At 40.0% G+C, this 24,397-nt stretch carries 26 protein-coding genes and 4 tRNA genes; 19 read left to right on the top strand and 11 right to left on the bottom strand.

Going from position 1 to position 24,397, the window contains the following annotated elements:
- Positions 1-102 precede the first annotated feature (102 nt).
- The 4 genes from thrS to rplT all read left to right on the top strand — a co-directional run bounded on the left by thrS (position 103) and on the right by rplT (position 3,366).
- Positions 103-2,043, top strand: coding sequence for a threonine--tRNA ligase (gene thrS / locus F1E73_RS13830; RefSeq protein ID WP_086478488.1), 1,941 nt, complete (start codon positions 103-105; stop codon positions 2,041-2,043).
- A 31-nt stretch (positions 2,044-2,074) separates the two neighbouring features.
- Entirely contained in the window at positions 2,075-2,629 is a 555-nt protein-coding gene (infC, locus tag F1E73_RS13835) for a translation initiation factor IF-3 (protein WP_086478489.1), read from the top strand.
- An 83-nt stretch (positions 2,630-2,712) separates the two neighbouring features.
- A complete protein-coding gene (gene rpmI / locus F1E73_RS13840; protein WP_026814351.1) occupies positions 2,713-2,910 on the top strand; it encodes a 50S ribosomal protein L35 in 198 nt (65 codons plus the stop codon).
- Between the two features lie 111 nt (positions 2,911-3,021).
- Positions 3,022-3,366, top strand: a complete 345-nt coding sequence (rplT, locus tag F1E73_RS13845) for a 50S ribosomal protein L20 (RefSeq protein ID WP_086478490.1) — start codon at positions 3,022-3,024, stop codon at positions 3,364-3,366.
- An 87-nt stretch (positions 3,367-3,453) separates the two neighbouring features.
- Here the strand turns inward: rplT and F1E73_RS13850 are convergent, their stop codons facing one another.
- Complete coding sequence (locus F1E73_RS13850) at positions 3,454-3,876, bottom strand: secondary thiamine-phosphate synthase enzyme YjbQ (protein ID WP_150452243.1); 423 nt, start codon at positions 3,874-3,876, stop codon at positions 3,454-3,456.
- A gap of 169 nt (positions 3,877-4,045) precedes the next feature.
- Here F1E73_RS13850 and F1E73_RS13855 point away from each other — a divergent pair, with 169 nt between their 5' ends.
- Positions 4,046-4,843 carry an HAD family hydrolase gene (locus F1E73_RS13855; protein WP_150452244.1) on the top strand — a complete coding sequence of 266 codons (798 nt, stop codon included), beginning with the start codon at positions 4,046-4,048 and terminating at the stop codon, positions 4,841-4,843.
- 136 nt (positions 4,844-4,979) lie between these two features.
- Here F1E73_RS13855 and F1E73_RS13860 read toward each other — a convergent pair whose 3' ends face one another.
- The 6 genes from F1E73_RS13860 to tgt all read right to left on the bottom strand — a co-directional run bounded on the left by F1E73_RS13860 (position 4,980) and on the right by tgt (position 12,155).
- A complete protein-coding gene (locus tag F1E73_RS13860) occupies positions 4,980-6,167 on the bottom strand; it encodes an asparagine synthetase B (protein WP_223883439.1) in 1,188 nt (395 codons plus the stop codon).
- A gap of 172 nt (positions 6,168-6,339) precedes the next feature.
- Entirely contained in the window at positions 6,340-7,887 is a 1,548-nt protein-coding gene (dnaB, locus tag F1E73_RS13865; protein WP_086478493.1) for a replicative DNA helicase, read from the bottom strand.
- Positions 7,888-8,042: 155 nt separating this feature from the next.
- Positions 8,043-8,996 (bottom strand): acetyl-CoA carboxylase carboxyltransferase subunit alpha, encoded by a 954-nt coding sequence (locus tag F1E73_RS13870; RefSeq protein ID WP_086478494.1) that lies wholly within the window; start codon positions 8,994-8,996, stop codon positions 8,043-8,045.
- A gap of 68 nt (positions 8,997-9,064) precedes the next feature.
- Positions 9,065-9,955 (bottom strand): DMT family transporter, encoded by an 891-nt coding sequence (locus F1E73_RS13875; protein ID WP_150452245.1) that lies wholly within the window; start codon positions 9,953-9,955, stop codon positions 9,065-9,067.
- Complete coding sequence (locus tag F1E73_RS13880) at positions 9,942-11,024, bottom strand: LptF/LptG family permease (protein ID WP_086478496.1); 1,083 nt, start codon at positions 11,022-11,024, stop codon at positions 9,942-9,944. Before F1E73_RS13880 ends, F1E73_RS13875 begins: the two co-directional genes overlap by 14 nt.
- Positions 11,025-12,155 carry a tRNA guanosine(34) transglycosylase Tgt gene (tgt, locus tag F1E73_RS13885; protein WP_086478503.1) on the bottom strand — a complete coding sequence of 377 codons (1,131 nt, stop codon included), beginning with the start codon at positions 12,153-12,155 and terminating at the stop codon, positions 11,025-11,027.
- A gap of 166 nt (positions 12,156-12,321) precedes the next feature.
- Here tgt and F1E73_RS13890 point away from each other — a divergent pair, with 166 nt between their 5' ends.
- The 3 genes from F1E73_RS13890 to F1E73_RS13900 all read left to right on the top strand — a co-directional run bounded on the left by F1E73_RS13890 (position 12,322) and on the right by F1E73_RS13900 (position 14,954).
- Positions 12,322-13,167, top strand: a complete 846-nt coding sequence (locus tag F1E73_RS13890) for a transketolase (protein ID WP_086478504.1) — start codon at positions 12,322-12,324, stop codon at positions 13,165-13,167.
- A 37-nt stretch (positions 13,168-13,204) separates the two neighbouring features.
- Positions 13,205-14,158, top strand: coding sequence for a transketolase family protein (locus F1E73_RS13895; RefSeq protein WP_086478497.1), 954 nt, complete (start codon positions 13,205-13,207; stop codon positions 14,156-14,158).
- 217 nt (positions 14,159-14,375) lie between these two features.
- Positions 14,376-14,954 (top strand): porin family protein, encoded by a 579-nt coding sequence (locus tag F1E73_RS13900; RefSeq protein ID WP_086478505.1) that lies wholly within the window; start codon positions 14,376-14,378, stop codon positions 14,952-14,954.
- Between the two features lie 724 nt (positions 14,955-15,678).
- On the opposite strand, the gene F1E73_RS13905 is transcribed toward F1E73_RS13900, so the two are convergent.
- Positions 15,679-16,431 (bottom strand): FKBP-type peptidyl-prolyl cis-trans isomerase, encoded by a 753-nt coding sequence (locus tag F1E73_RS13905; protein ID WP_086478498.1) that lies wholly within the window; start codon positions 16,429-16,431, stop codon positions 15,679-15,681.
- 79 nt (positions 16,432-16,510) lie between these two features.
- Here F1E73_RS13905 and F1E73_RS13910 point away from each other — a divergent pair, with 79 nt between their 5' ends.
- The 3 genes from F1E73_RS13910 to F1E73_RS13920 are packed head-to-tail and all read left to right on the top strand — an operon-like array spanning position 16,511 to position 18,001.
- Positions 16,511-16,921 (top strand): RNA-binding S4 domain-containing protein, encoded by a 411-nt coding sequence (locus F1E73_RS13910; protein WP_086478499.1) that lies wholly within the window; start codon positions 16,511-16,513, stop codon positions 16,919-16,921.
- Positions 16,908-17,492, top strand: coding sequence for a methyltransferase domain-containing protein (locus F1E73_RS13915; protein WP_086478500.1), 585 nt, complete (start codon positions 16,908-16,910; stop codon positions 17,490-17,492). The genes F1E73_RS13910 and F1E73_RS13915 overlap by 14 nt, the downstream gene beginning before the upstream one ends.
- 8 nt (positions 17,493-17,500) lie before the next feature.
- On the top strand, positions 17,501-18,001 hold the full coding sequence (locus F1E73_RS13920) for a phosphoribosyltransferase family protein (RefSeq protein ID WP_086478501.1): 501 nt from the start codon (positions 17,501-17,503) through the stop codon (positions 17,999-18,001).
- On the opposite strand, the gene F1E73_RS13925 is transcribed toward F1E73_RS13920, so the two are convergent.
- Positions 17,990-18,505, bottom strand: coding sequence for a shikimate kinase (locus tag F1E73_RS13925; RefSeq protein WP_223883438.1), 516 nt, complete (start codon positions 18,503-18,505; stop codon positions 17,990-17,992). The genes F1E73_RS13920 and F1E73_RS13925 overlap by 12 nt on opposite strands.
- A 137-nt stretch (positions 18,506-18,642) precedes the next feature.
- Between F1E73_RS13925 and F1E73_RS13930 the strand changes: the two genes are divergently transcribed.
- The 8 genes from F1E73_RS13930 (at position 18,643) to F1E73_RS13965 (ending at position 23,187) form a co-directional block, all read left to right on the top strand.
- Positions 18,643-18,715: transfer RNA gene (locus F1E73_RS13930), tRNA-Lys, on the top strand.
- Between the two features lie 103 nt (positions 18,716-18,818).
- Positions 18,819-18,905 (top strand) — tRNA-Leu (locus F1E73_RS13935).
- 171 nt (positions 18,906-19,076) lie between these two features.
- A tRNA-Lys gene (locus F1E73_RS13940) sits at positions 19,077-19,149 on the top strand.
- A 107-nt stretch (positions 19,150-19,256) separates the two neighbouring features.
- A tRNA-Leu gene (locus F1E73_RS13945) sits at positions 19,257-19,343 on the top strand.
- A 145-nt stretch (positions 19,344-19,488) separates the two neighbouring features.
- Positions 19,489-20,424 (top strand): MerR family transcriptional regulator, encoded by a 936-nt coding sequence (locus F1E73_RS13950; protein WP_150452246.1) that lies wholly within the window; start codon positions 19,489-19,491, stop codon positions 20,422-20,424.
- Complete coding sequence (locus tag F1E73_RS13955; RefSeq protein WP_150452247.1) at positions 20,421-21,887, top strand: phytoene desaturase family protein; 1,467 nt, start codon at positions 20,421-20,423, stop codon at positions 21,885-21,887. The genes F1E73_RS13950 and F1E73_RS13955 overlap by 4 nt, the downstream gene beginning before the upstream one ends.
- A 3-nt stretch (positions 21,888-21,890) precedes the next feature.
- Positions 21,891-22,730, top strand: a complete 840-nt coding sequence (locus tag F1E73_RS13960; RefSeq protein WP_150452248.1) for a phytoene/squalene synthase family protein — start codon at positions 21,891-21,893, stop codon at positions 22,728-22,730.
- 1 nt (position 22,731) lies between these two features.
- On the top strand, positions 22,732-23,187 hold the full coding sequence (locus tag F1E73_RS13965; RefSeq protein WP_086478529.1) for a sterol desaturase family protein: 456 nt from the start codon (positions 22,732-22,734) through the stop codon (positions 23,185-23,187).
- 65 nt (positions 23,188-23,252) lie between these two features.
- On the opposite strand, the gene F1E73_RS13970 is transcribed toward F1E73_RS13965, so the two are convergent.
- Positions 23,253-23,822 carry a TlpA family protein disulfide reductase gene (locus tag F1E73_RS13970; RefSeq protein ID WP_150452249.1) on the bottom strand — a complete coding sequence of 190 codons (570 nt, stop codon included), beginning with the start codon at positions 23,820-23,822 and terminating at the stop codon, positions 23,253-23,255.
- The gene (locus tag F1E73_RS13975; RefSeq protein ID WP_150452250.1) at positions 23,819-24,373 is read right to left on the bottom strand and encodes a TlpA family protein disulfide reductase; all 555 of its coding nucleotides are present in this window, start codon (positions 24,371-24,373) and stop codon (positions 23,819-23,821) included. Before F1E73_RS13975 ends, F1E73_RS13970 begins: the two co-directional genes overlap by 4 nt.
- Between the last annotated feature and the right edge of the window lie 24 nt (positions 24,374-24,397).

Consider the following 24,397-nt stretch of genomic DNA (forward strand, 5'->3'; position numbering starts at 1 on the left):
TTAGAAATAATTATGATTATATCCAAAAACAAAATTCATTTCAGAACAACTTTGCCCAACTAAACCCTTTACAATATCTTTGCAGCTGTTAAAAAGAATCCTATGATCAAAATTACGCTACCAGACGGCAATGTTAAGGAATACGCTAAAGGAACCACACCTATAGATGTGGCCAAGAGCATTAGTGAAGGCTTGGCAAGAAACATTATTTCTGCAAAGTTCAACGGAACCACGGTGGAAACCGTGAGTCCATTACAGGAAGATGGCTCCCTTGTTCTTTATAGCTGGAGAGATAAGGAAGGGAAGACGGCCTTTTGGCATTCCACTTCCCACGTGGTAGCACAAGCACTAGAAGAATTATATCCTGGCATTAAGCTCACCATTGGGCCCGCTATTGAAAACGGATTTTATTACGACGTAGACTTTGGTGATCATACGATTTCCGAAAAGGATTTCCCCACCATCGAGAAAAAAGCTTTGGAAATTGCCAGAGGGAAGCACGATTTTAAAATGCGCTCTGTATCTAAGGCCGATGCTTTAGACTTATATCGTTCTCAAGAGAACGAGTACAAGGTAGAGCTAATTGAAAATTTAGAGGACGGCACCATTAGTTTTTGCGACCACGACACTTTCACTGATTTATGTCGTGGGGGCCATATCCCCAATACGGGTATCATTAAGGCCATCAAAATATTGAGTGTTGCAGGAGCTTATTGGAGGGGAGACGAAAACAATAAACAACTGACTAGAGTTTACGGAATCTCATTTCCCAAACAGAAAGAGCTTACCGAATATTTGCAGCTTCTGGAAGAAGCAAAAAAACGAGATCATAGAAAATTAGGTAAAGAATTGGAGCTATTTACCTTTTCCCAAAAAGTAGGACCTGGACTTCCTTTATGGTTACCTAAAGGAGCCGCTTTAAGGGAAAGGTTAGAGCAATTCCTTAAAAAGGCACAAAAGAAAGCTGGGTACGATATGGTGGTATCTCCACATATTGGCCAAAAGGAACTTTATGTTACTTCTGGGCATTACGCCAAATACGGAGAGGACAGCTTTCAACCCATAAAAACTCCTAAGGAAGATGAGGAGTTTCTTTTAAAACCGATGAACTGCCCCCATCACTGTGAGATATACAATACCAAACCTTATAGCTACAAGGACCTTCCTATACGTTATGCAGAATTTGGCACCGTATATAGATATGAACAGAGCGGCGAACTCCACGGTCTAACCAGAGTACGTGGCTTTACCCAAGACGACGCACATATATTTTGTACACCCGACCAATTAGGGGAAGAATTTAAGAATGTTATAGACCTTACGCTTTATGTGTTGGAATCCTTAGGCTTTGAAAAGTTTACCGCACAGGTTTCCGTTAGGGATTTGGAAAAACCTGAGAAATACATAGGATCTGTTGAGAATTGGGAAAGGGCAGAGAATGCCATTATTGATGCCGCTAAAGAAAAGGGATTAGACTTTGTAATTGAAAGCGGTGAGGCAGCTTTTTACGGACCTAAGCTCGACTTCATGATTAAGGATGCCTTGGGAAGAAACTGGCAGTTAGGAACTATTCAGGTAGATTACAACCTTCCAGAGCGCTTTGACCTAAATTACAAAGGAAGCGATAATGAGCTTCATAGGCCAGTAATGATTCACCGCGCACCCTTTGGAAGCATGGAACGATTTATAGCCCTATTACTGGAGCATACCGGAGGTAATTTCCCACTTTGGCTAGTGCCAGAACAGGCAATTATCCTTCCAGTTAGCGAAAAACATGAAATATATGCCGAAAAAGTTTTAAATTCCTTGGAAAATAACGACATTCGCGCCCTCATTGATAATAGAAATGAGACAGTTGGCAAAAAAATACGGGAAGCAGAATTAACAAAAATCCCGTTCATGTTAATTGTTGGCGAGAATGAAGAAAAGGAAGAGACCATCTCCGTTAGACGTCATGGCGGTGAAGATCTTGGTTCCATCACTATAAAAGCCTTTTCTGACTTGGTAACTAATGAAATTAATAGTACCTTAAAGTCGTTTTAAAAAAAATAAGTTTAATTAAAAAAGTAGAGCCATAGCAATAAGAAAACGTTTTAGACCACAACCTAGAAGGGAGAATAAAAATCCCCACAATATCAATGAAAAGATTTTATCGCCCAAAATTAGGTTGGTTGGCGACAATGTAGAAGTAGGAGTGTACAACACTAGGGATGCCATTGCCCAAGCCAAGGAAATGGAATTGGACTTGGTGGAGATTTCCCCAAAGGCAGATCCACCGGTATGTAAGATCATAGATTACAAGAAATTTCTTTACGAACAAAAGAAGCGCGAAAAGGCTATGAAGTCTAAAGCGAGTAAAGTTATCGTCAAGGAAATTAGATTTGGTCCACAAACCGATGATCACGACTACGAGTTTAAGAAGAAACATGCAGAGAAATTTTTAAAGGATGGTGCCAAATTAAAGGCCTATGTATTCTTTAAAGGTAGATCTATTGTTTATAAGGATCAAGGTGAAATTCTCTTGCTTAGACTGGCTTCCGAATTGGAAGATCTAGGCAAGGTAGAACAGATGCCGCGATTGGAGGGCAAAAGAATGACGATGTTCATTGCTCCCAAAACCAAAAAATAAATCCAAGCCTTAGGGCTTTGGACAGTTACTGGCCTATGCCAGCATAAAAATAGTAAGCGAGATAATTAATAAATAGGAAGCAAATGCCTAAACAAAAAACAAAATCCAGTGCCAAAAAGCGTTTTAAGCTAACCGGTACCGGTAAAATTAAAAGAAAGCATGCCTTTAAAAGTCATATTCTAACGAAGAAGTCTAAGAAGCGTAAGCTTGCGTTAACCCACACTGCACTAGTGCACCAGTCGGATGTTAACAGTATTAAAGAACAATTACGTTTAAAGTAATCGTTCAGTCGGTAATTATTAACCCTGGAGTTAGGCCGCTTCTTTGCCAAAAACAATGGAGCACTAAAAGCGTCACAAATTGACCGCCTACTACAAAAAACAATTTAAAATATGCCAAGATCAGTAAATTCAGTTGCTTCTAGAGCTAGAAGAAAAAAAGTAATGAAGCAGGCCAAAGGTTACTTTGGAAGACGTAAAAACGTTTGGACAGTAGCCAAAAATGCGGTTGAAAAAGCAATGTTATATGCTTATAGAGACCGTAGAAATAAGAAAAGAACTTTCCGTTCTCTATGGATTACCCGTATTAATGCAGGTGCCAGAATGCACGGAATGTCCTATTCTCAGTTTATGGGTAAGGTTAAAGCCAACAACATAGAGCTAAACCGTAAGGTTTTGGCAGATTTGGCCATGAACCACCCAGAAGCTTTTAAGGCTATCGTAGACAAAGTAAAATAAATTAATAACACATCTCGCTTATAAAATCCTGCTTCTTTTCGGAGCAGGATTTTTTTTTATAAATATCCTATCGCCATCCATAGCTTCCTAAATCCCAAAGCAACTTACCACCAACGCTCTTCCGCTTGCATAGTCTCTGTGTTCACACAGGTATATTCCTTGCCATATCCCTAAATTTAGCCTACCGTTTGTAATAGGGATTTGAACCGACGCTCCCATTAAAGAAGATTTAATATGGGCAGGCATATCATCGGGCCCTTCATAGGTATGGATATAATAAGGTGCATTTTCCGGTACCATCCTATTTATATGACTCTCAAAATCGGTCCTAACAGTAGGGTCGGCATTTTCATTAATGGTTAAACTGGCCGAAGTATGTTTTATAAAAACCTGCAACATCCCCTGCTTTATTTTGTTTATTTCTGGCATACTATCCAAAATGTGCTCGGTAATAATATGAAATCCCCTATTATGGGCCCGCAACCTAATTTCTGTCTGATAGAACTGCATATTTCTTTTTAATTAAGTTGCTAATTTCGGGAATATGATGAAATAATTCACTGTTTACAGACCACTTCCCTTAATTTATAAGTATAATCTATCCGCAAATGTGAAACTTTTAACAACTAGGAGGCCAATACAGATATATCCAATACCTTTGTAGATTAAATAAAAATGAATGGATTTATCAAAAGTAAAAATGGTGGTAACGGATATGGATGGAACTTTATTAAATTCCAAACATGAAGTAAGCCCCAAATTCTTTTCCCTATTTCAAAAACTAAAGGACAAGGACATAAAATTCGTAGCTGCCAGCGGTCGTCAATATTTAAGCATCGTTGACAAACTACAGGCCATTAAGGACGATATAATTGTAGTAGCCGAGAACGGAGCTTATATTAGGAAGCGAGAGAAAGAGATGCTCTCTACCCCCTTAGAAAATCGAATTATTACGGAGGTAATAGAGCTTCTTAAGGATACTGAAGGCGTACATATGGTTCTCTGTGGGAAGGAAAATGCCTTTATTAGCGGAGAGTCACAAACTTTTAAGGACACTCTAAAGGAGTACTATTCCGAGTTCAGTATTTTGGAAGACCTCTCCACATTTACCGGTGAAATCCTAAAGATTGCGCTCTATCACTACGAAAGTTCCGAAAAATACATATACCCCTTGCTAAAGCACTTGGAAGGCGAGCTAAAAGTAAAAGTATCCGGTGAAAATTGGTTGGATATCTCCAATATAAACGCTCACAAAGGATACGCGCTGGAGAAACTGCAACAGAAATACGGAATTAGCAAACAAGAGACTATGGTATTTGGTGACTATAACAACGATTTAGAGATGTTGACGATGGGCCATTTTAGTTTTGCCATGGAGAACGCACATCCCGATGTTATTGAAACTGCCAACTATAAGACTAGCAGCAATGACGATTACGGCGTAGAGCGAATCTTAGAAAAGCTGGTAACGAGTTAAGCAAAATCGCTTTTCACTATAAATTAATGAGTACCTTTTTAGGTTTCAGCATATAAGACATATAGCATCCCCGGGGCATTCCTCGGGGATTTTATTTTACACTGCTCCTTACCATTCCCCCAAAAACTAGCACCTATCAGGTTTTCTGATTTTTTTTCTTTGCCGCAGGGAAAAGCACATTGTTCAGGATTAGCCTGTACCCAGGGGAGTTAGGATGCAACTCCAGTTCGGTCTTAGGGTCTCCAACCCTGTGTTGATAATCTTCAGGATCGTGCCCTCCATAAAAAGTAAAAAAACCTTTTCCTTTTACTCCATGGATATAGCGCGTTTCTCCATTAATCTTATTTTCCCCTAGCACCAATACGGTAGGCTTTATCTGATCTCGACTAAAAGCTGTGGTCTGCCCCATAAAACCTTTTACCAAAGCCGTATGGTTTTGGCAGAGCATAGTGGGAACAGGATCCCATTTTGCCGAAAACTCCATCAAGGAAAAATAATCGGATTCTTTTGAGATACCCGTTCTTTTACGGGTCGTATCTATAGTACTAAACTCGTAGATCAGTGGATTGCGCTCCAATATGAAATTAGTAAATGCAAAGGTCTTATCGTAATTGAGCTTGGATTGATAATTGGCATCCGACGGATCCCCGTCAAACATCGGTTCGCAAATATCTACTCCTTCGGCGGCCAGGGCAATATCAAAGCTATCCGTAGCAGAACACATAGCAAACATAAAGCCACCTCCTACTACATAGTTTCCGATTTTACGAGCTACCGCTCCCTTCTGATCTGAAACTTTGGCAAAACCAAGCTCTTGGGCCAAGGCCTCTGCCTGCTGTTTATTTTCAATATACCAAGGTGCCGCTCTATACGCTCCATAAAATTTCCCATACTGTCCGGTAAAATCCTCATGATGCAAATGCAGCCAATCGTACAGCACCAATTGGTCTTGCAGCACCTCTTGGTCATATACTTTATCATAGGGAATCTCTGCATAGGAAAGCACCATGGTGACGGCATCGTCCCAAGGGGCATTGCCCTTTGGAGTATACACCGCAATTTTAGGGGCCTTTTCTAAAATTACCGCCTCTTGGTTTTTAGACGGACTACTGATACCCTCCAAAATTCCTTGCGCCTGTTGGTCCGATAGAATCTCATAAGAGACCCCTCTAATTTGGCATTCCCTACGGATATGCTCTCCATCCGGGAGCAAAAAAGAACCACCCCTATAATTTAACAACCAATGTACTTTTTGCTGGTTAGATAGTACCCAGTAGGTAATCCCATAAGCCTTTAGGTGATTTTTTTGCCCCTCCGCATCCATAGGAATGAGTATGGTAGAGGCATGGAGGGAGCCTCCCCATAGTAAACAGCATATTGCAAAAAAAAGGCCTCCAAAAAACTTTGGGGGCCAAATGTACTTTTTCATTGAATGTTTTATTTAAATCATTACAACTCTTACCTATCAACTACCTATCATACTATAGTGGATGTTTCTAAAAAGGAACATCATTATCATCGGGCATGGTTCCGTGGTTCATAGAACTCCCAAAAGCCTCATTGGCATCGGGCAATCCTTTGGTAATAAACGGATTATCATTGTCCTCATTCATTTTAGACTGAAATTCGAAGGGGGAATCAAAATCATCCAAGTTATCGAACTTACCTAAATGCCCAAGGAATTTCAGTCGAATATTCTCCAAGCCACCGTTTCTGTGTTTTGCCACAATAAACTCTGCCTGTCCCGCCGTTGGGGAACGCTCCTCATCATCCCATTCATCAATTTTATAATACTCTGGTCTATAGATAAAGGAAACAATATCCGCATCCTGCTCAATAGCACCCGATTCCCTCAAATCCGAAAGAATTGGCCGTTTGCTACCCCCTCTCGTTTCCACGGCACGCGATAGCTGTGACAGGGCTATTACCGGAACGTTCAATTCCTTAGCCAAGGCCTTAAGGTTTCGGGAGATGGTAGAAATTTCCTGTTCACGATTCCCCCCTTTTTGGGTACCTCCTGCGGTCATCAGCTGAAGATAATCGATCATGATCATCTTTATATCGTGCTGCGAAGCCAATCGTCGTGCCTTTGCCCGTAGGTCAAATATAGACAAGGAAGGCGTATCATCAATAAACAAAGGTGCCGATTCTAAAGACTTCACCTTCACGTTTAGTTGCTCCCACTCGTGCTTCTCTAACTTTCCAGTTCGCAACTTCTCTGAGGACAATCCTGTTTCGGAAGATATTAACCTGGTGATTAGCTGTACCGAGGACATCTCCAAGGAGAAGAAAGCCACTCCCATATTAGAGTTAACAGCAACGTTCCTAGCCATGGATAGGGTAAGTGCTGTTTTACCCATACCTGGACGAGCCGCAACAATAATTAAATCACTGGGCTGCCAACCAGAGGTAAGCTTATCTAGTTTATCAAATCCTGAGGGAATTCCACTAAGCCCCTCTTTACCAGCAATCTCCTCAATTCTTTTCTTTGCTTGGATAACCAAGTTCTGAGCGGTTTCTGCAGATCGCTTTAGGTTTCCTTGGGTAACGTCATAAAGTTTGGCCTCTGCCGTATCCAACAAGTCAAAAACATCGGTAGAATCCTCATATGCCTCCTCAATAATCTCATTGGAAATCTTTATAAGGCTTCTCTGAATAAACTTCTGAAGAATAATACGTGCATGGAATTCTATATGCGCCGAAGAAGCTACTTTTTGAGTGAGTTTTATAAGATAAAAATCACCCCCCGCCTTTTCCAAGCGACCGTCCTTCTTCAATTGTGAGGAAACGGTTAATAAATCAACAGGCTCGGAATTTTCGAATAACTTAAAAATAGCCTCATAAATGTATTTATGGGCTTCTTTATAAAAAACTTCGGGATGAAGGATATCTATCACCTCATCCACCCCTTTTTTATCAATCATCATCGCACCCAGCACAACCTCCTCCAAATCAACCGCTTGCGGTGGAACTTTACCTTTCTCTAAGTTAATAATGGTGGATTTATCTATTCGATGACCAACAATTGGGTTCGTTTTTTCCATGAGTACTAAATTAACAAATAAGAATTAAATGGGGCTTGGGGATATTAACAGTTCATCAACATTCACCCTGTTAATAAGTTACGAAATTTGTTTATAAGCAAAAAAAAACTGGAGAAATACTGCTCCAGATTTTTTCAGCGCTATAAAATGGGATGCTATCCATTAAACACCCCCATATCGGCATATTTATTCATCCGGTTATTTACCAGATCTTTTGGTGATAACTTTTTCAATTCCTCATAATGCTCCACAATCTTCCCTTTTACAATTTCGAAGGTTTTCTCACGGTTTGCGTGAGCACCTCCTATGGGTTCTTTTACAATCTCATCGATCAGCTTCATCTTCTTCATATCCTTAGCAGTAAGCTTCAAAGCTTCTGCCGCTTGCTCCTTATACTCCCAACTTCTCCAAAGTATAGAAGAACAGGATTCTGGGGAAATAACCGAGTACCAGGTATTTTCTAACATCAACACCTTATCGCCTACACCAATCCCCAAGGCACCTCCAGAAGCACCTTCTCCAATGATAAGCACAATAATGGGCACTTTTAAACGGGTCATTTCCAAGATATTCCTTGCAATGGCCTCGCCTTGTCCTCTTTCTTCGGCCTCAATACCTGGGTAAGCACCAGGAGTGTCTATTAAACACACTACGGGCACTCCAAACTTTTCTGCAGACTTCATAAGTCTTAAGGCCTTTCTATACCCTTCCGGGTTAGCCATACCAAAGTTACGGTACTGTCTTGTTTTGGTGTTGTATCCTTTCTGCTGTCCAATAAACATATAGGATTGATCCCCAATTTTCCCGAGTCCGCCTACCATGGCCTTATCGTCCTTAACGTTACGATCCCCGTGGAGCTCTAGAAAAGTATCCCCACAAATGGCTTTAATATAGTCCAATGTATAGGGTCTGTTAGGATGCCTAGACAATTGCACACGCTGCCAAGCGGTAAGATTCTTATATATCTCCTTGCGGGTATCCTCTAATTTTTTCTCTATCTGCTTACAGGTTTCCGAAACATCAACTTCACTCTCCTCACCAATTATCATGCACTTATCTAACTGCTCTTCAAGCTCCTTAATGGGAAGTTCAAAATCTAAATACTCCATAGGTATACAGGTTTAGTTCTATTCAATTTCAATAGGCAAATATAAAACTTTAAAGGGAAGGCACCCCCTTAGTCTATTTTTTTTAATTTTTTTCTATTCTTCAATACCCCATTGGCTACTACAGTTGCAAGGATAATAAGACCTCCCAGATAGAATTCCGGATTCATTTTCTCACTGTCCCCAAATATTAAGAAGGCAAGCACAATCCCGTATATGGGCTCCAGATTGGTAGTAAGCATCACAGTATAGGGACTTATAAACCGCATCACCTTTACCGAGGCAATAAAGGCATAAGCGGTACAGACCGATGCCAGAATAAAGATATAACCCCAATCCGCTATGGATAGGTGGAAGAACTCTTTGGAAAACTGCCCACTCAAGGCTAGGTATACAGTAAGCAATAAGACCCCGCTCCCCAATTCATAATAAGAGATAACGGAAGGTTTGTTATTTTGCACCAACTTTCCATTGATCAGCGAAAACACTGCCGACAAAAATGCAGAAACCAGTGCCAATACAATTCCATACAAGTAATTCCCCTCCACATTGAACATTATATAAAGCCCTAGCATTACTACCAAACCAAAAACAACCTCATAGCCTATTAACCTACGGCCATACCAGATAGGCTCCATCAAAGAGGCAAAAAATGCACCGGTAGACATGGTGACCAATGCCACGGATACATTAGAAACCTTAATTGCCATAAAAAAGGTAACCCAGTGCATGGCAATCACCATTCCTGCAACTATTAATAGTAGTAAAACTCTGGGAGGTACTTTAAGTTGAAGATGTCGGAATTTGATATATGCTAAAATCAACAAGAAAGCGATCCCCATCCGAAACCAGACCAAGGGAAGGGCATCAATGGTTATTAATTTCCCTAAGACCGCGGTAAAGCCCCATATAAAAACAATAAAATGGAGGTGTAGGTAATTCTTAAGTTTATCGTTTGGCATTTTGCAATAGGTAAAAACCAATAATCCCAAATAAGACGTTGGGAATTACGACTGCCATGAGAGGGGAAAAGCCCGACTGCTCGGCGAGGGTACCAAATACCTTATCGAAAAAGATATAAATAAAGGCAACCCCAATACCAAAGGCCAGATTAACACCCATGCCTCCCCTTCTTTTCACGGAGGATACCGCAACGGCAATTACGGTAAGGATAAAGGCCGCGATAGGCAAGGCCCAGCGTTTGTATTTCACCAATACATAGCTGTTTATATTAGATGCACCCTTCTTTTTTTGATCTTCAATAAATTTATTGAGCTCAAACATATTTTTGGTTTCCGCGATATAGGAAACCGGGGTTAGGTCGTCTATTTTAAAATTAAAAATGGTATCTAACCTCTTTTTGGTTTCTATTACTTCTTTCCCATCTACCAGCTTCCTTTTGGAATAGGAAGTAAGTCGGTACACACTATCCTTGGGCACCCATCTTATATTGGCCGCAGACATTTTAAAGTCGAGCGTATTATCCTCCTTAAAGCGCTCCATGGTAAAGTTATAGCCAATTTGCCTGGCAGGGTCAAAAGAACTTACATAGAGAAAGTCGGTCTCGTTCAACTGGTTAAAGATGTTGGTAGTAACTCTATCCTGCTTCCCTCTTTTGAGATATTTAAACTTAAATTCGTTATACCCTATACTGGCCTTAGGAACAATAAACATATTCATTAGAAACATAAGGATGGCGATTATAGTAGCCCCTATCATATAAGGTCTCAAGAATCTACCATAGGATACACCCGAACTTAGAATAGCCACAATTTCCGTGTTATTGGCCAGTTTGGAAGTAAAGAAAATTACCGATAGAAAAAGAAATATTGGAAATAATAGATTCCCAATCACCAGCGTAAAATTCCAGTAGTACAGCACAATTTCTGCCAAGGGCACTTCATTGTCTATCATTTTACCTATTTGCTCTGCTAAGTTGGCCATAATACCAATAGGCACAAACAGCATCAACATCACAAAGAAGGTTGCCAGGTAGCGTTTTAATATGTATTTGTCTATTATACTAAGCACCTATAATCTTTTATCCATTTGTTTTACCATCTTGGTTTTCCACTCATAGAAATCCCCCGCTAAAATATGCTTTCTAGCTTCTCTCACCAACCACATATAGAATCCGAGGTTGTGGATGGTTGCAATTTGCTTTCCTAAATACTCATTTGCAGCAAACAAATGCCTTAGATAGGCCTTGGAATATTCCCTATCTACAAAAGTAGTGCCCATTTCATCCAAAGGAGAAAAATCGTCCTCCCACTTTTTATTTTTTATATTGATGGTGCCATGTGCTGTAAAAAGCATTCCGTTCCTCGCATTTCTGGTAGGCATCACACAATCGAACATATCTACTCCCAGGGCTATATTCTCCAAAATATTTATTGGTGTTCCCACTCCCATAAGGTATCTGGGTTTATCCTCGGGTAAAATATCGCAGACAATCTCTGTCATGGCGTACATTTCCTCAGCAGGCTCCCCCACCGATAGTCCACCTATGGCGTTTCCTTCTGCCCCCACCCCTGCAATATACTCTGCAGATTGTTTTCGAAGGTCCTTATAAGTGGACCCTTGAACAATGGGGAAGAATGTCTGCGCATAATCGTAAGTAAAAGGCGTTTTTTCCAAATGCTTAATACAACGATCTAACCACCTATGGGTTCTATGCATAGATCTTTTAGCATAGTTATAGTCGCATGGGTAGGGAGTACATTCATCAAAGGCCATAATTATGTCACCTCCGATTACCCTTTGTATCTCCATTACATTCTCTGGGGTAAATACGTGGTAGGAACCGTCTATATGCGATTTAAATCGCACTCCTTCTTCCTTAATCTTTCTGCTGTTGGATAGGGAATACACTTGAAATCCCCCACTATCCGTCAATATATTACGGTCCCACCCCATAAATTTATGGAGTCCGCCAGCTTTCTTAAGAATCTCGGTTTTAGGCCTAAGGTATAGATGGTAGGTATTCCCCAGAATAATATCTGGATTAACCTCTTCCCTAAGTTCTTTTTGGTGCACCCCCTTCACAGATGCCACGGTACCTACCGGCATAAAAATAGGGGTTTCTATTTTTCCATGGTCCGTAACTAGTTCTGCAGCCCTGGCCTTGGTTCTATTGTCTGAATGTTGTAAGGTGAATTTCAAAAAAAAGAGTTTTAAAGCCGCAAATATAGTCAACTCCTTGTCATTAAGACCCCAACAAAAAAATAAAGTTGGGGTTTAACGGTCTAAAAGCGCAAAATATAACATCTCCTTCTTGTATACACAAAAGATAGCCATTACTTTTGGGGTGTTAAAAAAAATAGATAAGATGCCGAAACTTCAAGAATTACAAGATTTGACCATTCAGGTCCGCAGAGACATAGTTAGAATGGTCCACAAGGTTAACTCAGGACATCCAGGAGGTTCATTGGGTTGTACCGAATTTATGGTAGCGCTATACAATGAGATCATGGAGCTTAATGAAGGATTTGACATGGATGGAAATGGAGAGGATTTATTCTTTTTATCCAACGGTCATATTTCACCAGTCTACTATAGTGTTTTGGCTAGGAAAGGGTATTTCCCCGTTGACGAATTAAACACCTTTAGACTGATAAACTCCCGCTTACAGGGACACCCTACTACCCATGAGGGATTACCAGGAGTACGTATTGCATCTGGTTCCTTAGGTCAGGGCATGTCCGTAGCCCTAGGTGCTGCACAGGCAAAGAAACTGAATAAGGATTCAAAATTGGTCTATACCCTTCACGGAGATGGGGAGCTACAGGAAGGACAAAACTGGGAGGCTATTATGTATGCCGCAGGTAATAAAGTAGACAACCTTATATCTACTATAGATTATAATGGACAGCAGATTGATGGTGCCACGGAAGACGTTTTGCCATTAGGCGATCTTAGAAATAAATTTGAAGCATTTGGTTGGGATGTTGTGGATATTAAAGAGGGCAACAACTTAGAAGCCGTCATCAATGGATTAAAAGAAGCCAAGAGCAGAACTGGAAAAGGGAAACCTGTTTGTGTATTATTACACACGGTGATGGGGAATGGTGTAGATTTTATGATGCATACCCACGCTTGGCACGGAAAAGCACCTAACGATGAGCAATTGGAAAATGCATTATCGCAAAATCCAGAGACCCTCGGAGATTACTAATCCAATCATTTTCCAATAACTATTAAGAAAGAATAAGATGAAGAAATATATAGATCAAGGTAAAAACGATACAAGAAGTGGATTTGGGGCCGGACTAACAGAGCTAGGGAGAACCAATCCCAACGTAGTGGCTTTATGTGCAGATTTGGTAGGCTCTTTAAAAATGGAAAAATTTATTGAGGAGAACCCTGAGCGATTTTTTCAAATCGGAATTGCCGAAGCCAATATGATGGGAATTGCAGCGGGACTCACCATAGGTGGAAAAATTCCATTTACAGGAACCTTCGCCAATTTCTCTACAGGACGTGTATACGACCAAATTCGCCAATCTATTGCCTACTCTGGGAAAAACGTTAAAATATGTGCTTCCCACGCCGGAGTAACCTTAGGTGAGGATGGTGCTACACACCAGATATTGGAAGACATAGGGATGATGAAAATGTTGCCTGGAATGACGGTTATTAATCCTTGCGATTATAATCAGACCAAAGCGGCTACCATTGCCATTGCAGAGCACGAAGGACCTGTTTACCTGAGGTTTGGGCGCCCAAAAGTAGCCAACTTCACCCCGGTTGACCAAAAATTTGAAATTGGGAAAGCCCTTATGTTAAGTGAAGGCACCGATGTAACAATTGTAGCTACCGGCCATTTGGTATGGGAAGCATTGATCGCCGCCGAAAACCTGGAGAAGCAAGGCATTTCTGCAGAAGTAATCAACATACACACCATTAAACCCTTTGATGGAGAAGCAGTATTAAAGTCTGTTAAAAAAACTGGCTGTGTTGTGAGTGCGGAAGAGCATAACTATATGGGAGGTTTAGGCGAAACAGTTGCCGGATACCTAGCTACCACGCATCCTACCCCACAAGAATTTGTTGGTACCAATGATACCTTTGGTGAAAGTGGTACTCCAGAAGAATTAATGGCTAAATATGGTTTGGATAATAAAGCTATAGAAAAAGCCGTTTTAAAAGTGTTGAAAAGAAAATAAACCCAACATTTAAGAGCCGACGATAGCCCTTGATTGAAAACGAGATATACTTTTATTTGCCCTAGACTGGTCTTCTTTAATATAAGAATCCATTATGGGGCAATTTTGGCTATAATCGTTTTTTGTGTTAAGTTTTTTTCTTTTTAAGACAAACTGGTACAAACATTGTAAGTAATATTGGACAATGTTTTTTAACTTAAAAGAACACTTTATTATGATGAAAAAGACAGTTTTAATGGCAGCTTTTGCTTTGGTAAGCATTTCTGCATTCGCACAAAAAGACCCAGGCTTTGGAATTAAAGCAGGTCTAAACTACGGCGCCAACGGGGATTATTTTGAGTCTACCGAACAAGCCTATAAAAACCCCGACAGCAATGTGGGCTTCCACGTGGGTGTTTTTGGAAAGGTAGGAGACAACATTTATTTAAGACCAGAATTGGTGTACACCAAGACTAAGTCCGATTATGACAACAATAGCTTAGAGATGAGCAAATTGGACCTTCCTGTTCTATTAGGTGTTAACCTCATTGGGCCCCTGCAAGTTTTTGCAGGTCCTGCGTTCCAGTATATTTTGGATACGGATTATGATGGTATTACCATTGGGGACGTAGAGAACGATTTCACGGTTGGACTCAATATCGGTGCTGGAGTTTCTTTTGGGAAGTTTGGGATCGACCTAAGGTACGAAAGAGGCTTTAGTGAGAATGAGGTAACGGTGATTGATGGTGTATTCAGTGGAGATAAAATTGACACCAGACCAGACCAATTAATACTGAGTTTGGCCCTTACTCTTTAACAGGAATATTTAATACCACATTGCCCTTTTAGTTAAGTGCAGTGCTAATAGAACCGCTCATCAAGCTTAATTTGATGGGCGGTTTTTTTTGTTGTAGCAGTGAGTAATGAGAGCGGGCTCAGTGGCCAGTAATCGGGGAACAATTGGTTAGTACTGAATATTGAGTAGAATGAAGGGTGCTCAGTGTCCAGTGGACTTTGTGTTTTATGACCTTGAACTTTGAATCTAAATCTTTGAACACGTCGTTTGGGGCGTTCCCCTATCGGGTCGCTCTTTCCGCTGTATCTTTTTTCGCCCCTTCGGTGGTAAGGCTTTCCTTTTCTCATGTTTTTTAGCCATAGTGAACAAGACCTACAAGGTTAGAAAAACCTTCCAGGTCAGGGTGGCAACAGACATGGCCAAAAAAGGATGCCGCTGCAATAGCTAACGCAACTCAATGTAACAATTTGCGAATGTGCTAATTTGTAAATGAAATAATAGGCAAAAATGTATTGAAATGATATTTGTTACCCTGGGCTGTAGACTAGCGGAGCCGATGTCACAATTAATAGTTTAGAGATTTTAGTATTGAGACATTGAACTTTGAACTTTTCACCTTCCTACTATAGGTGACCACGGTAACAAAAACCCATGAAAACATCACTAAAAGTCATAAAAAAACCGACTCCTGAATTAGTTTCAAGCGTCGGTTTACTAGGTCTTTAACCTATGTTATATACGTTAACTACTTAATTATATTATCCTCTTCATCCTTCTTGGTATTGGCCACCAAAAGGTCCACTTCAAACACCAATGGTGCGTAGGCCTGCCCAACTGCAGCACTTTGAAAATAAGCCAAACCAGAGGGCATAATAATGAGTCCAATACCACTGCCTTTCACTTTAAAAGTACCATCCCCGTTATCGATAATTTCGCCACCAGCCTTAAACTTAGCCATTCCATGTCTAAAACCAGTAATAGATGGAGCAGCTTGCTTGGATAAGGATCCTGGGAGATCAAACCAAGTTGGACTCCCCAGCCTACTATCAAAAACAGTCCCGTCTAGGCGACTCCCCTTATACCTTAAATATACCGAATCCTTAGCTGTAGCCTGATTCCCCACTCCTTCTCTGGCGATGAGGTAATATAGGGTATGTTCTATGTCTTTTTCTTCCACTTCCGTATTCAATCCTAAATCACTGGAAGAAACTTTAATCACTTCAGTTAGCACCTGTTCACTTAAAGGTGTTTTATCGGCATTATCACCAGCAATGGTATCTATAACAATTCGATAATCGAAATCCGGACCTGGATTGGCAAATTCCTCATAGTTATAAAAGTGGTTATCCAAAAACTCCTTAATTGTCGCATCATTTTCCACAGCAACCTCACTCAGTAATCTAGGGGGCACCACTTCTATGGAAGGACTATCGTCCTTTTTACAGGACCAGACAGCAACAAAAATAAAAGCTAGCAATAGAATTTTCCTTAACATCATTGATTTCGTATTTAAAGGCGCCAAGATACAATTTTCCCCTATTTTTGTAGGAGACCTTAACAAAGAATTTGAATAGTTTATGCGAATAGACAAATACTTATGGAGTATCCGTTATTTTAAGACACGGAATATCGCTAGCGAAGCATGTAAAAAACGACAGGTTAAAGTAAACGATCAGGTTGTTAAACCCTCTCGAGAGGTATATCCCATGGATAAGATTGTGGTTAGAAAGAACCAAATTAATTACGAATTAACGGTTTTGGACATTCCCAAAAGTAGGGTGGGCGCTAAGTTGGTAGACATTTATAGAAAGGACACCACCCCCAAGGAAGCTTTTGAACACAATGAACTGTTACAATATTCCAAGGACTACTATCGTAAAAAAGGAATGGGAAGGCCTACCAAAAAGGACCGAAGGGATATTACGGAATACTTGGAAGAAGGAACTGAGGATGCCACCGCCAACAAGAAGGATGATGAAACAACTTAAAGAGTTCTGGGAAAATAAGTATCTAAATGAAAGTACCGGTTGGGATATAGGGTATGCCTCTCCTCCCCTAACCACTTATATAGACCAGTTGCCCAATAAGGACATTAAAATCCTAATCCCCGGTGCAGGAAACGCCTATGAGCTTATTTATTTGATTGCAGCAGGCTTTACTAATGTATACATTGTAGATATTGCTAAACCGCCCTTGGACCGTATTAAAGTGCAGCTACCCCATTACCCCCAAGACCGAATTATTGAAGGGGATTTTTTTAATTTGGACCTTTCAGATTTTGACCTGATTTTGGAACAGACTTTTTTTTGCGCCCTAGACCCAGGCTTACGCCCACAGTATGTACACAAAATGAAGCAACTCCTTAAACCTACCGGAAAACTAGTAGGGTTGTTGTTCACCTTCCCCCTAACAGAATCCGGACCTCCGTACGGGGGAAGCCCAGAGGAATACAAAGGCCTTTTTGGGGACCATTTTAATTTTAAAGTTTTAGAAGTTGCCTACAATTCCATAAAACCAAGAGCAAATAAAGAACTGTTTTTTATCTTTGAACCTAAATAAGAAGTACTATGTCTAATAAGATATTATCCCACGAGCAGATTCAACATAAGATTAAACGCATGGCTTATCAAATTTATGAAGCTAATGTAAATGAAGAGGTGATCATCATTGCGGGCATAGAAGGTGGCGGATTGAGTTTTGCAAAGAAAATACAATCGGTACTACAAGAAATAACCGATGCCCAAGTAGTCTTATGCCAAGTACAGATGAACAAAAAGAATCCCTTGGAAAGCGGTGTAAGTACCAGCATCCCCGAAGAAGACTACAAAGACCAGTCCGTAGTATTGGTAGATGATGTATTAAATTCTGGCACCACTTTAATCTATGGGGTACATCATTTCTTAAGAGTCCCCTTAAAACAGCTAAAGACCGCGGTATTGGTTAATAGAAACCACAAAAAATATCCAGTAAAGGCAGATTACAAGGGAATTTCCCTATCTACCTCCTTGCAAGAACACATAATTGTGGAATTAAAAGAAGCGGACAGCTCCGTCTATCTATCCGAGTAAACCAATAATCTCCTGGACAATACGCTGCGGCTCCTTTCGGTCGCAGTCTACTATATGATTTGCCTTTAAATAAAAGTTGTTTCGCTCAAATAGATGCTTGCCAATAAATTCTGGCAGCTCATCATTCGCTATGTTTTTTATGAGGGGCCTGTGTTCTTTTTCTGGAATTAATCGTTCTACCAGACCCGGAATTGAAACTTTTAGATAAATAACTGCATCCGCAAGATGCAACATACTATCCATATTTCCGGAATAACATGGTGTTCCCCCTCCTGTTGACAAAATAAAATCTGAATCTCCCGATAAAAGTTCATTTAATATTTGATGCTCTTTTTTCCTGAAAAACAGCTCTCCCTTAGTCTCAAAAAAGGTTGGAATAGAAGTCTCGAGTCTATTTTCTATCTCCTCATCCAAATCTAAGAATCTACTTTTCAATTCGTTAGCTAACATCTTACCTACGGTAGTCTTACCACTACCCATATACCCTATCAATACAATTTTCACGGCTCTTATTTTTGGTAAAATTGGCACAAATTGGCGTCAAATAAAAAAAAATAAAAAAATAAAAAGAAAACCATTGTAAAACAAACAAATGATTTTATATTTGCACCCGCAAACAACAACAGTCTGCAACACATAATGACCGGGTAGCTCAGTTGGTAGAGCATCTCCCTTTTAAGGAGAGGGTCCTGGGTTCGAGCCCCAGCCCGGTCACAAAAAAAGTTAAGTTAGCGCTTAACTTTTTTTTTGTTTTAAGCAATTGGTAAGTGCTTATTTTTTCCATGGATTAAATAGGCTCCTTATTATTAAATTGTAAGCCCACGTGGTGAAATTGGTAGACACGCTACCTTGAGGGGGTAGTGTTCGCAAGGACGTGCTAGTTCGAATCTAGTCGTGGGCACCAAAACCGTTAGTATGTAAGTTTACAAAGGCGAACGATTTTCAATTTACAATAGAAATGGTTTAAGTTTTACAGGCTCTCACACCCCAATTTTATTTTAAATTAAAAAAGCCTTGCAAAACAAACAAATGGTCTTATATTTGCACCCGCAAACAACAATATGCAATACATAATGACCGGGTAGCTCAGTTGGTAGAGCATCTCCCTTTTAAGGAGAGGGTCCTGGGTTCGAGCCCCAGCCCGGTCACAAAAAGTTAAGTCTAGTACTTAACTTTTTTTGTTTACATTTATTTGTAATTGCTTAATTTTACCGCAGCAATTAAATTTACTCCATAAATTAAGCGCGAAATAATGGCCCACGTGGTGAAATTGGTAGACACGCTACCTTGAGGGGGTAGTGTTCGCAAGGACGTGCTAGTTCGAATCTAGTCGTGGGCACCAAAACCGTTAACTATAAATTCCGTATAGTTAGCGGTTTTTTTAGTGGCATTTGTTATCTCCCCATCTTTTAACATGAAATTCTCTACAATAAATTACCATTAAAGCAGTATAAATTGTATTTTTGTTTAATCTTCATTGAAAAATCATGAACAAGATTAAAAGAGAATTCAGCATCCGTGATTTAGAGAACCTTTCCGGGATCAAGGCCCATACTATTCGTATATGGGAAAAACGATACCAATTACTAAACCCAGAAAGAACCACTACCAACATTAGAACGTATAGCTTGGAAAGCTTACAAAAGCTTTTAAATATTTCATTGCTCTATCAAGCAGGTCATAAAATTTCCAAAATAGCCAAATTAACCCACGAAGAGCTACTGCAATTGGTAGGGGAGCTAGCGCAAAACAACAACAATAACACCCATGCTATTGTAGGCCTAAAACAGGCCATGATTAATTTTGACCAGGAAGCCTTCTATGAAATATACCACCAACTTTCCACTCAAATGGGCTTTAGGGAAATTTGGCAGCAAGTACTGGTTCCTTTTTTGCATGAAATTGGTCTTTTATGGCAAACCGATGTCATTTGTCCATCGCAGGAACACTTTATTTCCCACCTGATAAAGCAGCTTATTTTTACAAATACCGCCCAGTTAAAACCACAGGTACAGCAAAACAACGAAGCAACCTATGTGCTTTTTTTACCAGAAAATGAAATACACGAATTAGGATTGCTGTATCTTAATTACGAAATAAGATTGATGGGCCATAATACCATCTATCTAGGTCAGGCTACCCCCTTGGAATCCATGGAGGATTTAAAACAGCATTTTCACAAAATTATATTTATCTCCTATTTTACCGTTGCCCCTGCCCCTGATAAAATAGAAAAGTACATGGCAGATTTTCATCGACTAATCAATAACAAAAACCTGCATCAACTCTGGATTCTGGGACATCAGGCAAATCAATTGGAAGCAAGCCAAATCCCTGAGGGAATCAGCACGTTTAACAATTTAGAATCGGTACTCAAGGCCCTACCCAAGAATACTCCGTTTCAAAAAGAACCTATTATATGAAAACCAAGATAGCCATTATCGGATCTGGATTTTCATCCCTATCGGCCGCCTGTTATTTGGCCAAAGAAGGGCATGATGTAACCATTTACGAAAAAAACGATTCGGTAGGTGGTAGGGCCAGACAATTCACCTTTGAAGGGTTTACTTTTGACATGGGGCCCAGCTGGTATTGGATGCCTGATGTGTTTGAACGTTTTTTCAACGATTTTGGAAAATCGGTCTCAGACTATTATACATTGCAGAGGTTAAATCCGGCTTATAAAATATTTTTTAGTGATGATGTCATCACCATTGGAGATAGTTTGGAGCTTATCTGCAAAGAATTTGAGAGAATAGAACAAGGCAGTTCCATTCCATTGCGAAGCTTTATTGCAAAAGCCCAAAAGAATTACAAGATAGCCATTCATAAAATTGTCTTACGTCCTGGCATTTCCCCTTTCGAATTAATCTCCAAGGAAACTCTGGGGAATTTAAACCAATTCTTTACTTCTATAAGTAAAGAGGTTAGAAAACGATTCAAAAACCCTAAGCTAATTGCAACCCTGGAGTTCCCCGTCCTATTCTTAGGTGCCAAACCAAGCAAGACGCCCTCTTTTTACAGCTTTATGAATTATGCCGACTTTGGATTAGGAACTTGGCACCCAAAAGGCGGCATGCACCAAGTGATCAAAGCAATGGTGAATTTGGCCAGCGAATTGGGCGTAACTATCCACACCAACCAATCTGTTACCGGGATACAAGTTAACGGCAAGCAAAAGGTAACTGGGATTCAGCTAGGCCAAGAGACTATAGCAGCAGATATTGTTGTTAGCGGTGCGGATTATCATCACACAGAGACGCTATTACAGCCCCAACTAAGACAATACTCAGAAGACTATTGGAACAGGAAAACCTTTGCTCCCTCCTCCCTATTATTTTATATGGGATTTAATACAAAGCTAAGAAATGTAGCCCATCACAACCTATTTTTTGACACCGACTTTAATCAGCATGCAAAAGATATTTACGACTATCCCCAGTGGCCAAAGGAACCCCTCTTTTATGCTAACTTCCCCTCCATCACAGATCCCACAATGGCACCGAAAGGATGTGAAAATGCCTTTTTTCTTATCCCTATTGCCCCGGATCTTAAAGACGGACCGGAGCTTAGGGAGCGATACTTTAACATAATTATGGAACGTTTTCAAGAACTTACGAACCAAGAAATACTTGGAAATATTCTCTTTAGGGAAGACTTTTGTGTAAGCGACTTTAAAGAAACCTACAACTCCTATAAAGGGAATGCCTATGGGTTGGCAAACACCCTAACCCAAACAGCTTTCTTAAGACCCAAGCTGAAGAGCAACAAAGTAAAGAACCTGTTTTTTACAGGTCAACTTACAGTACCCGGTCCAGGGGTGCCCCCAGCCCTCATATCAGGGAAGTTAGTATCCCAACTCATCTCAAAACAGATTAAAACCTAACGCATGAAAGCACTTTTTGACACCTTATCCCATCATTGCAGCAGGTTGGTTACGGAGCATTATAGCACCTCCTTCTCCATGGCCACAAAAATGCTGGGATCCTCTATTAGGGCAGATATCCATAATATTTACGGGTTTGTTCGTTTTGCCGATGAAATAGTGGATAGTTTCCACGATTACGACAAATTATTTTTATTTAATAAATTTGAACAAGATCTTTGGGAGGCACTGGAGCATAAAATTAGCCTGAATCCAATCTTAAACTCCTTCCAACACACTTTTTTTAAATACAACATCCCCCTGCACTTAGTGGAATCGTTTTTAAAAAGCATGCGGATGGACATAGGGGATAAAATAAAACTTAATCAAAAAGAGTACAAGGACTATATTTATGGTTCAGCAGATGTAGTGGGATTAATGTGCCTCAGGGTATTTGTGAATGGGAATGAAGAAGCCTATCAGAAGCTACAGCATTCCGCGATGGCATTAGGGTCTGCTTTTCAAAAAGTGAATTTTTTACGCGACTTAAAGGCCGATTATGAACAATTAAACCGGAGTTATTTTCCTGATGTAGATTTAAAAGCACTAAATCAGGAAAACAAAGATAGGATCATAGCGGAAATTGAAGCCGATTTCAAGGCAGGATTCAAAGGTATTGTCCAATTGCCCCCACAAGCCAAATTTGGGGTTTACACGGCCTATAAATACTATCATAAGCTCCTTCAGAAACTTCAAAAGACCCCACCTTTAGAAATTAAAAACACTAGAATAAGGGTTTCAAACTATCAAAAGTTTGGCCTTTTGGCTAGTTCGTATTTAAACTATAAACTTAAAATGGTATAAGATGCAAGTATTATTTTGGATATTGATTTTTATTTCCACGTTTTGCTTTATGGAATTCATGGCGTGGTTTACCCATAAGTTTATTATGCACGGTTTTTTATGGAGTCTTCACAAGGACCACCATAAAAAGGACCACGATTCCAAATTTGAGAGGAACGATGCCTTTTTTATATTTTATGCCCTAATTAGCATGACCTTCTTTTATTTAGGTGCAGAAACAAGTTTCTGGCAGGGCTGGGCTATCGGATTTGGGATAATGGCCTATGGAGCTACCTATTTTCTTGTGCACGATATTTTTATACATCAACGGTTTAAGCTCTTTAGAAACACCAATAATTGGTATGCCAGAGGCGTGCGCAGAGCCCATAAAATACACCACAAGCACTTGGGGAAAGAAAAAGGGGAATGTTTTGGCATGCTAGTGGTTCCCTTTAAATATTTTCGAAAAAAGAAATAACAATCCTGCAGCTCCATTAAATGGAAAAGCATTAGGAATCTAACTGAATCCAAGCAGGCAAGAAATTAGTTCAACAACAATTCGTCTAAAAGTTTTCTAGTTGCTTCACTGTTCCAATCCACAGCACCGGTCTCTACCACCACTATTTTCCCTTCCTCATTAACTATATAGGTGGTAGGCAGTAATTTGGAGCTAAATACATTTGGTTCTGGTGAGTTTGGGTAGTATACAGGTAACTCTAAGCTTCTTTTTTCCAAAAAGGCGTTTACCTTACTGGGATCATCATTGGTTACAAACATAAAGCTCACTTTATCTCCATAATCGTTATAAAGCTGCTGCAAACTAGGCATTTCGGCTATGCACGGAGCACACCAAGTGGCCCAAAAATTTAATAGCACCACCGTCCCTTTTTTGGATTTAAACTGAAGGGTGTTACCCTCCAAATCCAACAACTCCCATTCATAGGCTGCCAAAGGCACCTGCTCCCCCAACTTTCCCTTTACGGAATTGGCAGCCATAAACCTACCCGCGTAAGTCTTAATCTTACCACCAACAGGTGAAAGCAAGAGCACTACAACGAAAGCCAGCAACAGAAGCCTTAGACCCCAGTTATTTTTCAATTTTATTAGCGTCATTTCACCAATAACTTATCAATAATCACCTTTAAACCATCATTATCCCAATCTGCCACGCCCTCTTTTTGGACAACAATATTTCCTTCCCTATCTAAAAGGTAAGATTGGGGTGGGTTACTACCATCTACAGGCATTGGATTACCAACAATAGAATAGGTAACGGGAAATGTAAACCCTTTTTTCTGCATAAATTTTTCTACTGGCTCTCTGTCCTCATTGGTAATAATATAAAATTCTACCCTATCCTTATAGTGATCATACAGCTTTTGGATACTCCCCAATTCTGCTTCACTGGGCAACATCCAGGATCTCCAAAAATTAATAAAGACCACCTTTCCCTTAGACTTATTAAAATTAAAGAAATTCCCGTTGACATCTTTTAATTTCCAATCGTAATTCACCACTTGTTCCCTATGGTCCTTTTGGACCACCTTAGGGGAAAAGGAAAATATCTTATTTAACAATACCTTGCTATAATCTCCCAGAGGAGTAACAAAGAAGGAGATTATTAAGGCCATAATGGCAAGGTTAAAAATTGTTTTCTTACGCATAGTATTTATTTATAGGCATTGCCA

The organism is Arenibacter lacus (assembly GCF_008711145.1).
GTDB classification, from domain to species: Bacteria; Bacteroidota; Bacteroidia; order Flavobacteriales; family Flavobacteriaceae; genus Arenibacter; species Arenibacter amylolyticus.

Excerpts from the sequence above, each read along its gene's own strand:
- F1E73_RS13950 (WP_150452246.1), top strand. The coding sequence starts at position 19,489 with ATGAACAAGATTAAAAGAGAATTCAGCATCCGTGATTTAGAGAACCTT.
- F1E73_RS13870 (WP_086478494.1), bottom strand. The coding sequence starts at position 8,996 with ATGGAGTATTTAGATTTTGAACTTCCCATTAAGGAGCTTGAAGAGCAG.
- F1E73_RS13955 (WP_150452247.1), top strand. The coding sequence starts at position 20,421 with ATGAAAACCAAGATAGCCATTATCGGATCTGGATTTTCATCCCTATCG.
- F1E73_RS13960 (WP_150452248.1), top strand. The coding sequence starts at position 21,891 with ATGAAAGCACTTTTTGACACCTTATCCCATCATTGCAGCAGGTTGGTT.
- F1E73_RS13875 (WP_150452245.1), bottom strand. The coding sequence starts at position 9,955 with ATGCCAAACGATAAACTTAAGAATTACCTACACCTCCATTTTATTGTT.
- F1E73_RS13860 (WP_223883439.1), bottom strand. The coding sequence starts at position 6,167 with ATGGATGCGGAGGGGCAAAAAAATCACCTAAAGGCTTATGGGATTACC.
- dnaB (WP_086478493.1), bottom strand. The coding sequence starts at position 7,887 with ATGGAAAAAACGAACCCAATTGTTGGTCATCGAATAGATAAATCCACC.
- rpmI (WP_026814351.1), top strand. The coding sequence starts at position 2,713 with ATGCCTAAACAAAAAACAAAATCCAGTGCCAAAAAGCGTTTTAAGCTA.
- thrS (WP_086478488.1), top strand. The coding sequence starts at position 103 with ATGATCAAAATTACGCTACCAGACGGCAATGTTAAGGAATACGCTAAA.
- F1E73_RS13900 (WP_086478505.1), top strand. The coding sequence starts at position 14,376 with ATGAAAAAGACAGTTTTAATGGCAGCTTTTGCTTTGGTAAGCATTTCT.
- F1E73_RS13975 (WP_150452250.1), bottom strand. The coding sequence starts at position 24,373 with ATGCGTAAGAAAACAATTTTTAACCTTGCCATTATGGCCTTAATAATC.
- rplT (WP_086478490.1), top strand. The coding sequence starts at position 3,022 with ATGCCAAGATCAGTAAATTCAGTTGCTTCTAGAGCTAGAAGAAAAAAA.
- F1E73_RS13910 (WP_086478499.1), top strand. The coding sequence starts at position 16,511 with ATGCGAATAGACAAATACTTATGGAGTATCCGTTATTTTAAGACACGG.
- F1E73_RS13905 (WP_086478498.1), bottom strand. The coding sequence starts at position 16,431 with ATGATGTTAAGGAAAATTCTATTGCTAGCTTTTATTTTTGTTGCTGTC.
- F1E73_RS13970 (WP_150452249.1), bottom strand. The coding sequence starts at position 23,822 with ATGACGCTAATAAAATTGAAAAATAACTGGGGTCTAAGGCTTCTGTTG.
- F1E73_RS13850 (WP_150452243.1), bottom strand. The coding sequence starts at position 3,876 with ATGCAGTTCTATCAGACAGAAATTAGGTTGCGGGCCCATAATAGGGGA.
- F1E73_RS13920 (WP_086478501.1), top strand. The coding sequence starts at position 17,501 with ATGTCTAATAAGATATTATCCCACGAGCAGATTCAACATAAGATTAAA.
- F1E73_RS13895 (WP_086478497.1), top strand. The coding sequence starts at position 13,205 with ATGAAGAAATATATAGATCAAGGTAAAAACGATACAAGAAGTGGATTT.
- F1E73_RS13855 (WP_150452244.1), top strand. The coding sequence starts at position 4,046 with ATGGATTTATCAAAAGTAAAAATGGTGGTAACGGATATGGATGGAACT.
- F1E73_RS13965 (WP_086478529.1), top strand. The coding sequence starts at position 22,732 with ATGCAAGTATTATTTTGGATATTGATTTTTATTTCCACGTTTTGCTTT.
- F1E73_RS13915 (WP_086478500.1), top strand. The coding sequence starts at position 16,908 with ATGAAACAACTTAAAGAGTTCTGGGAAAATAAGTATCTAAATGAAAGT.
- F1E73_RS13890 (WP_086478504.1), top strand. The coding sequence starts at position 12,322 with ATGCCGAAACTTCAAGAATTACAAGATTTGACCATTCAGGTCCGCAGA.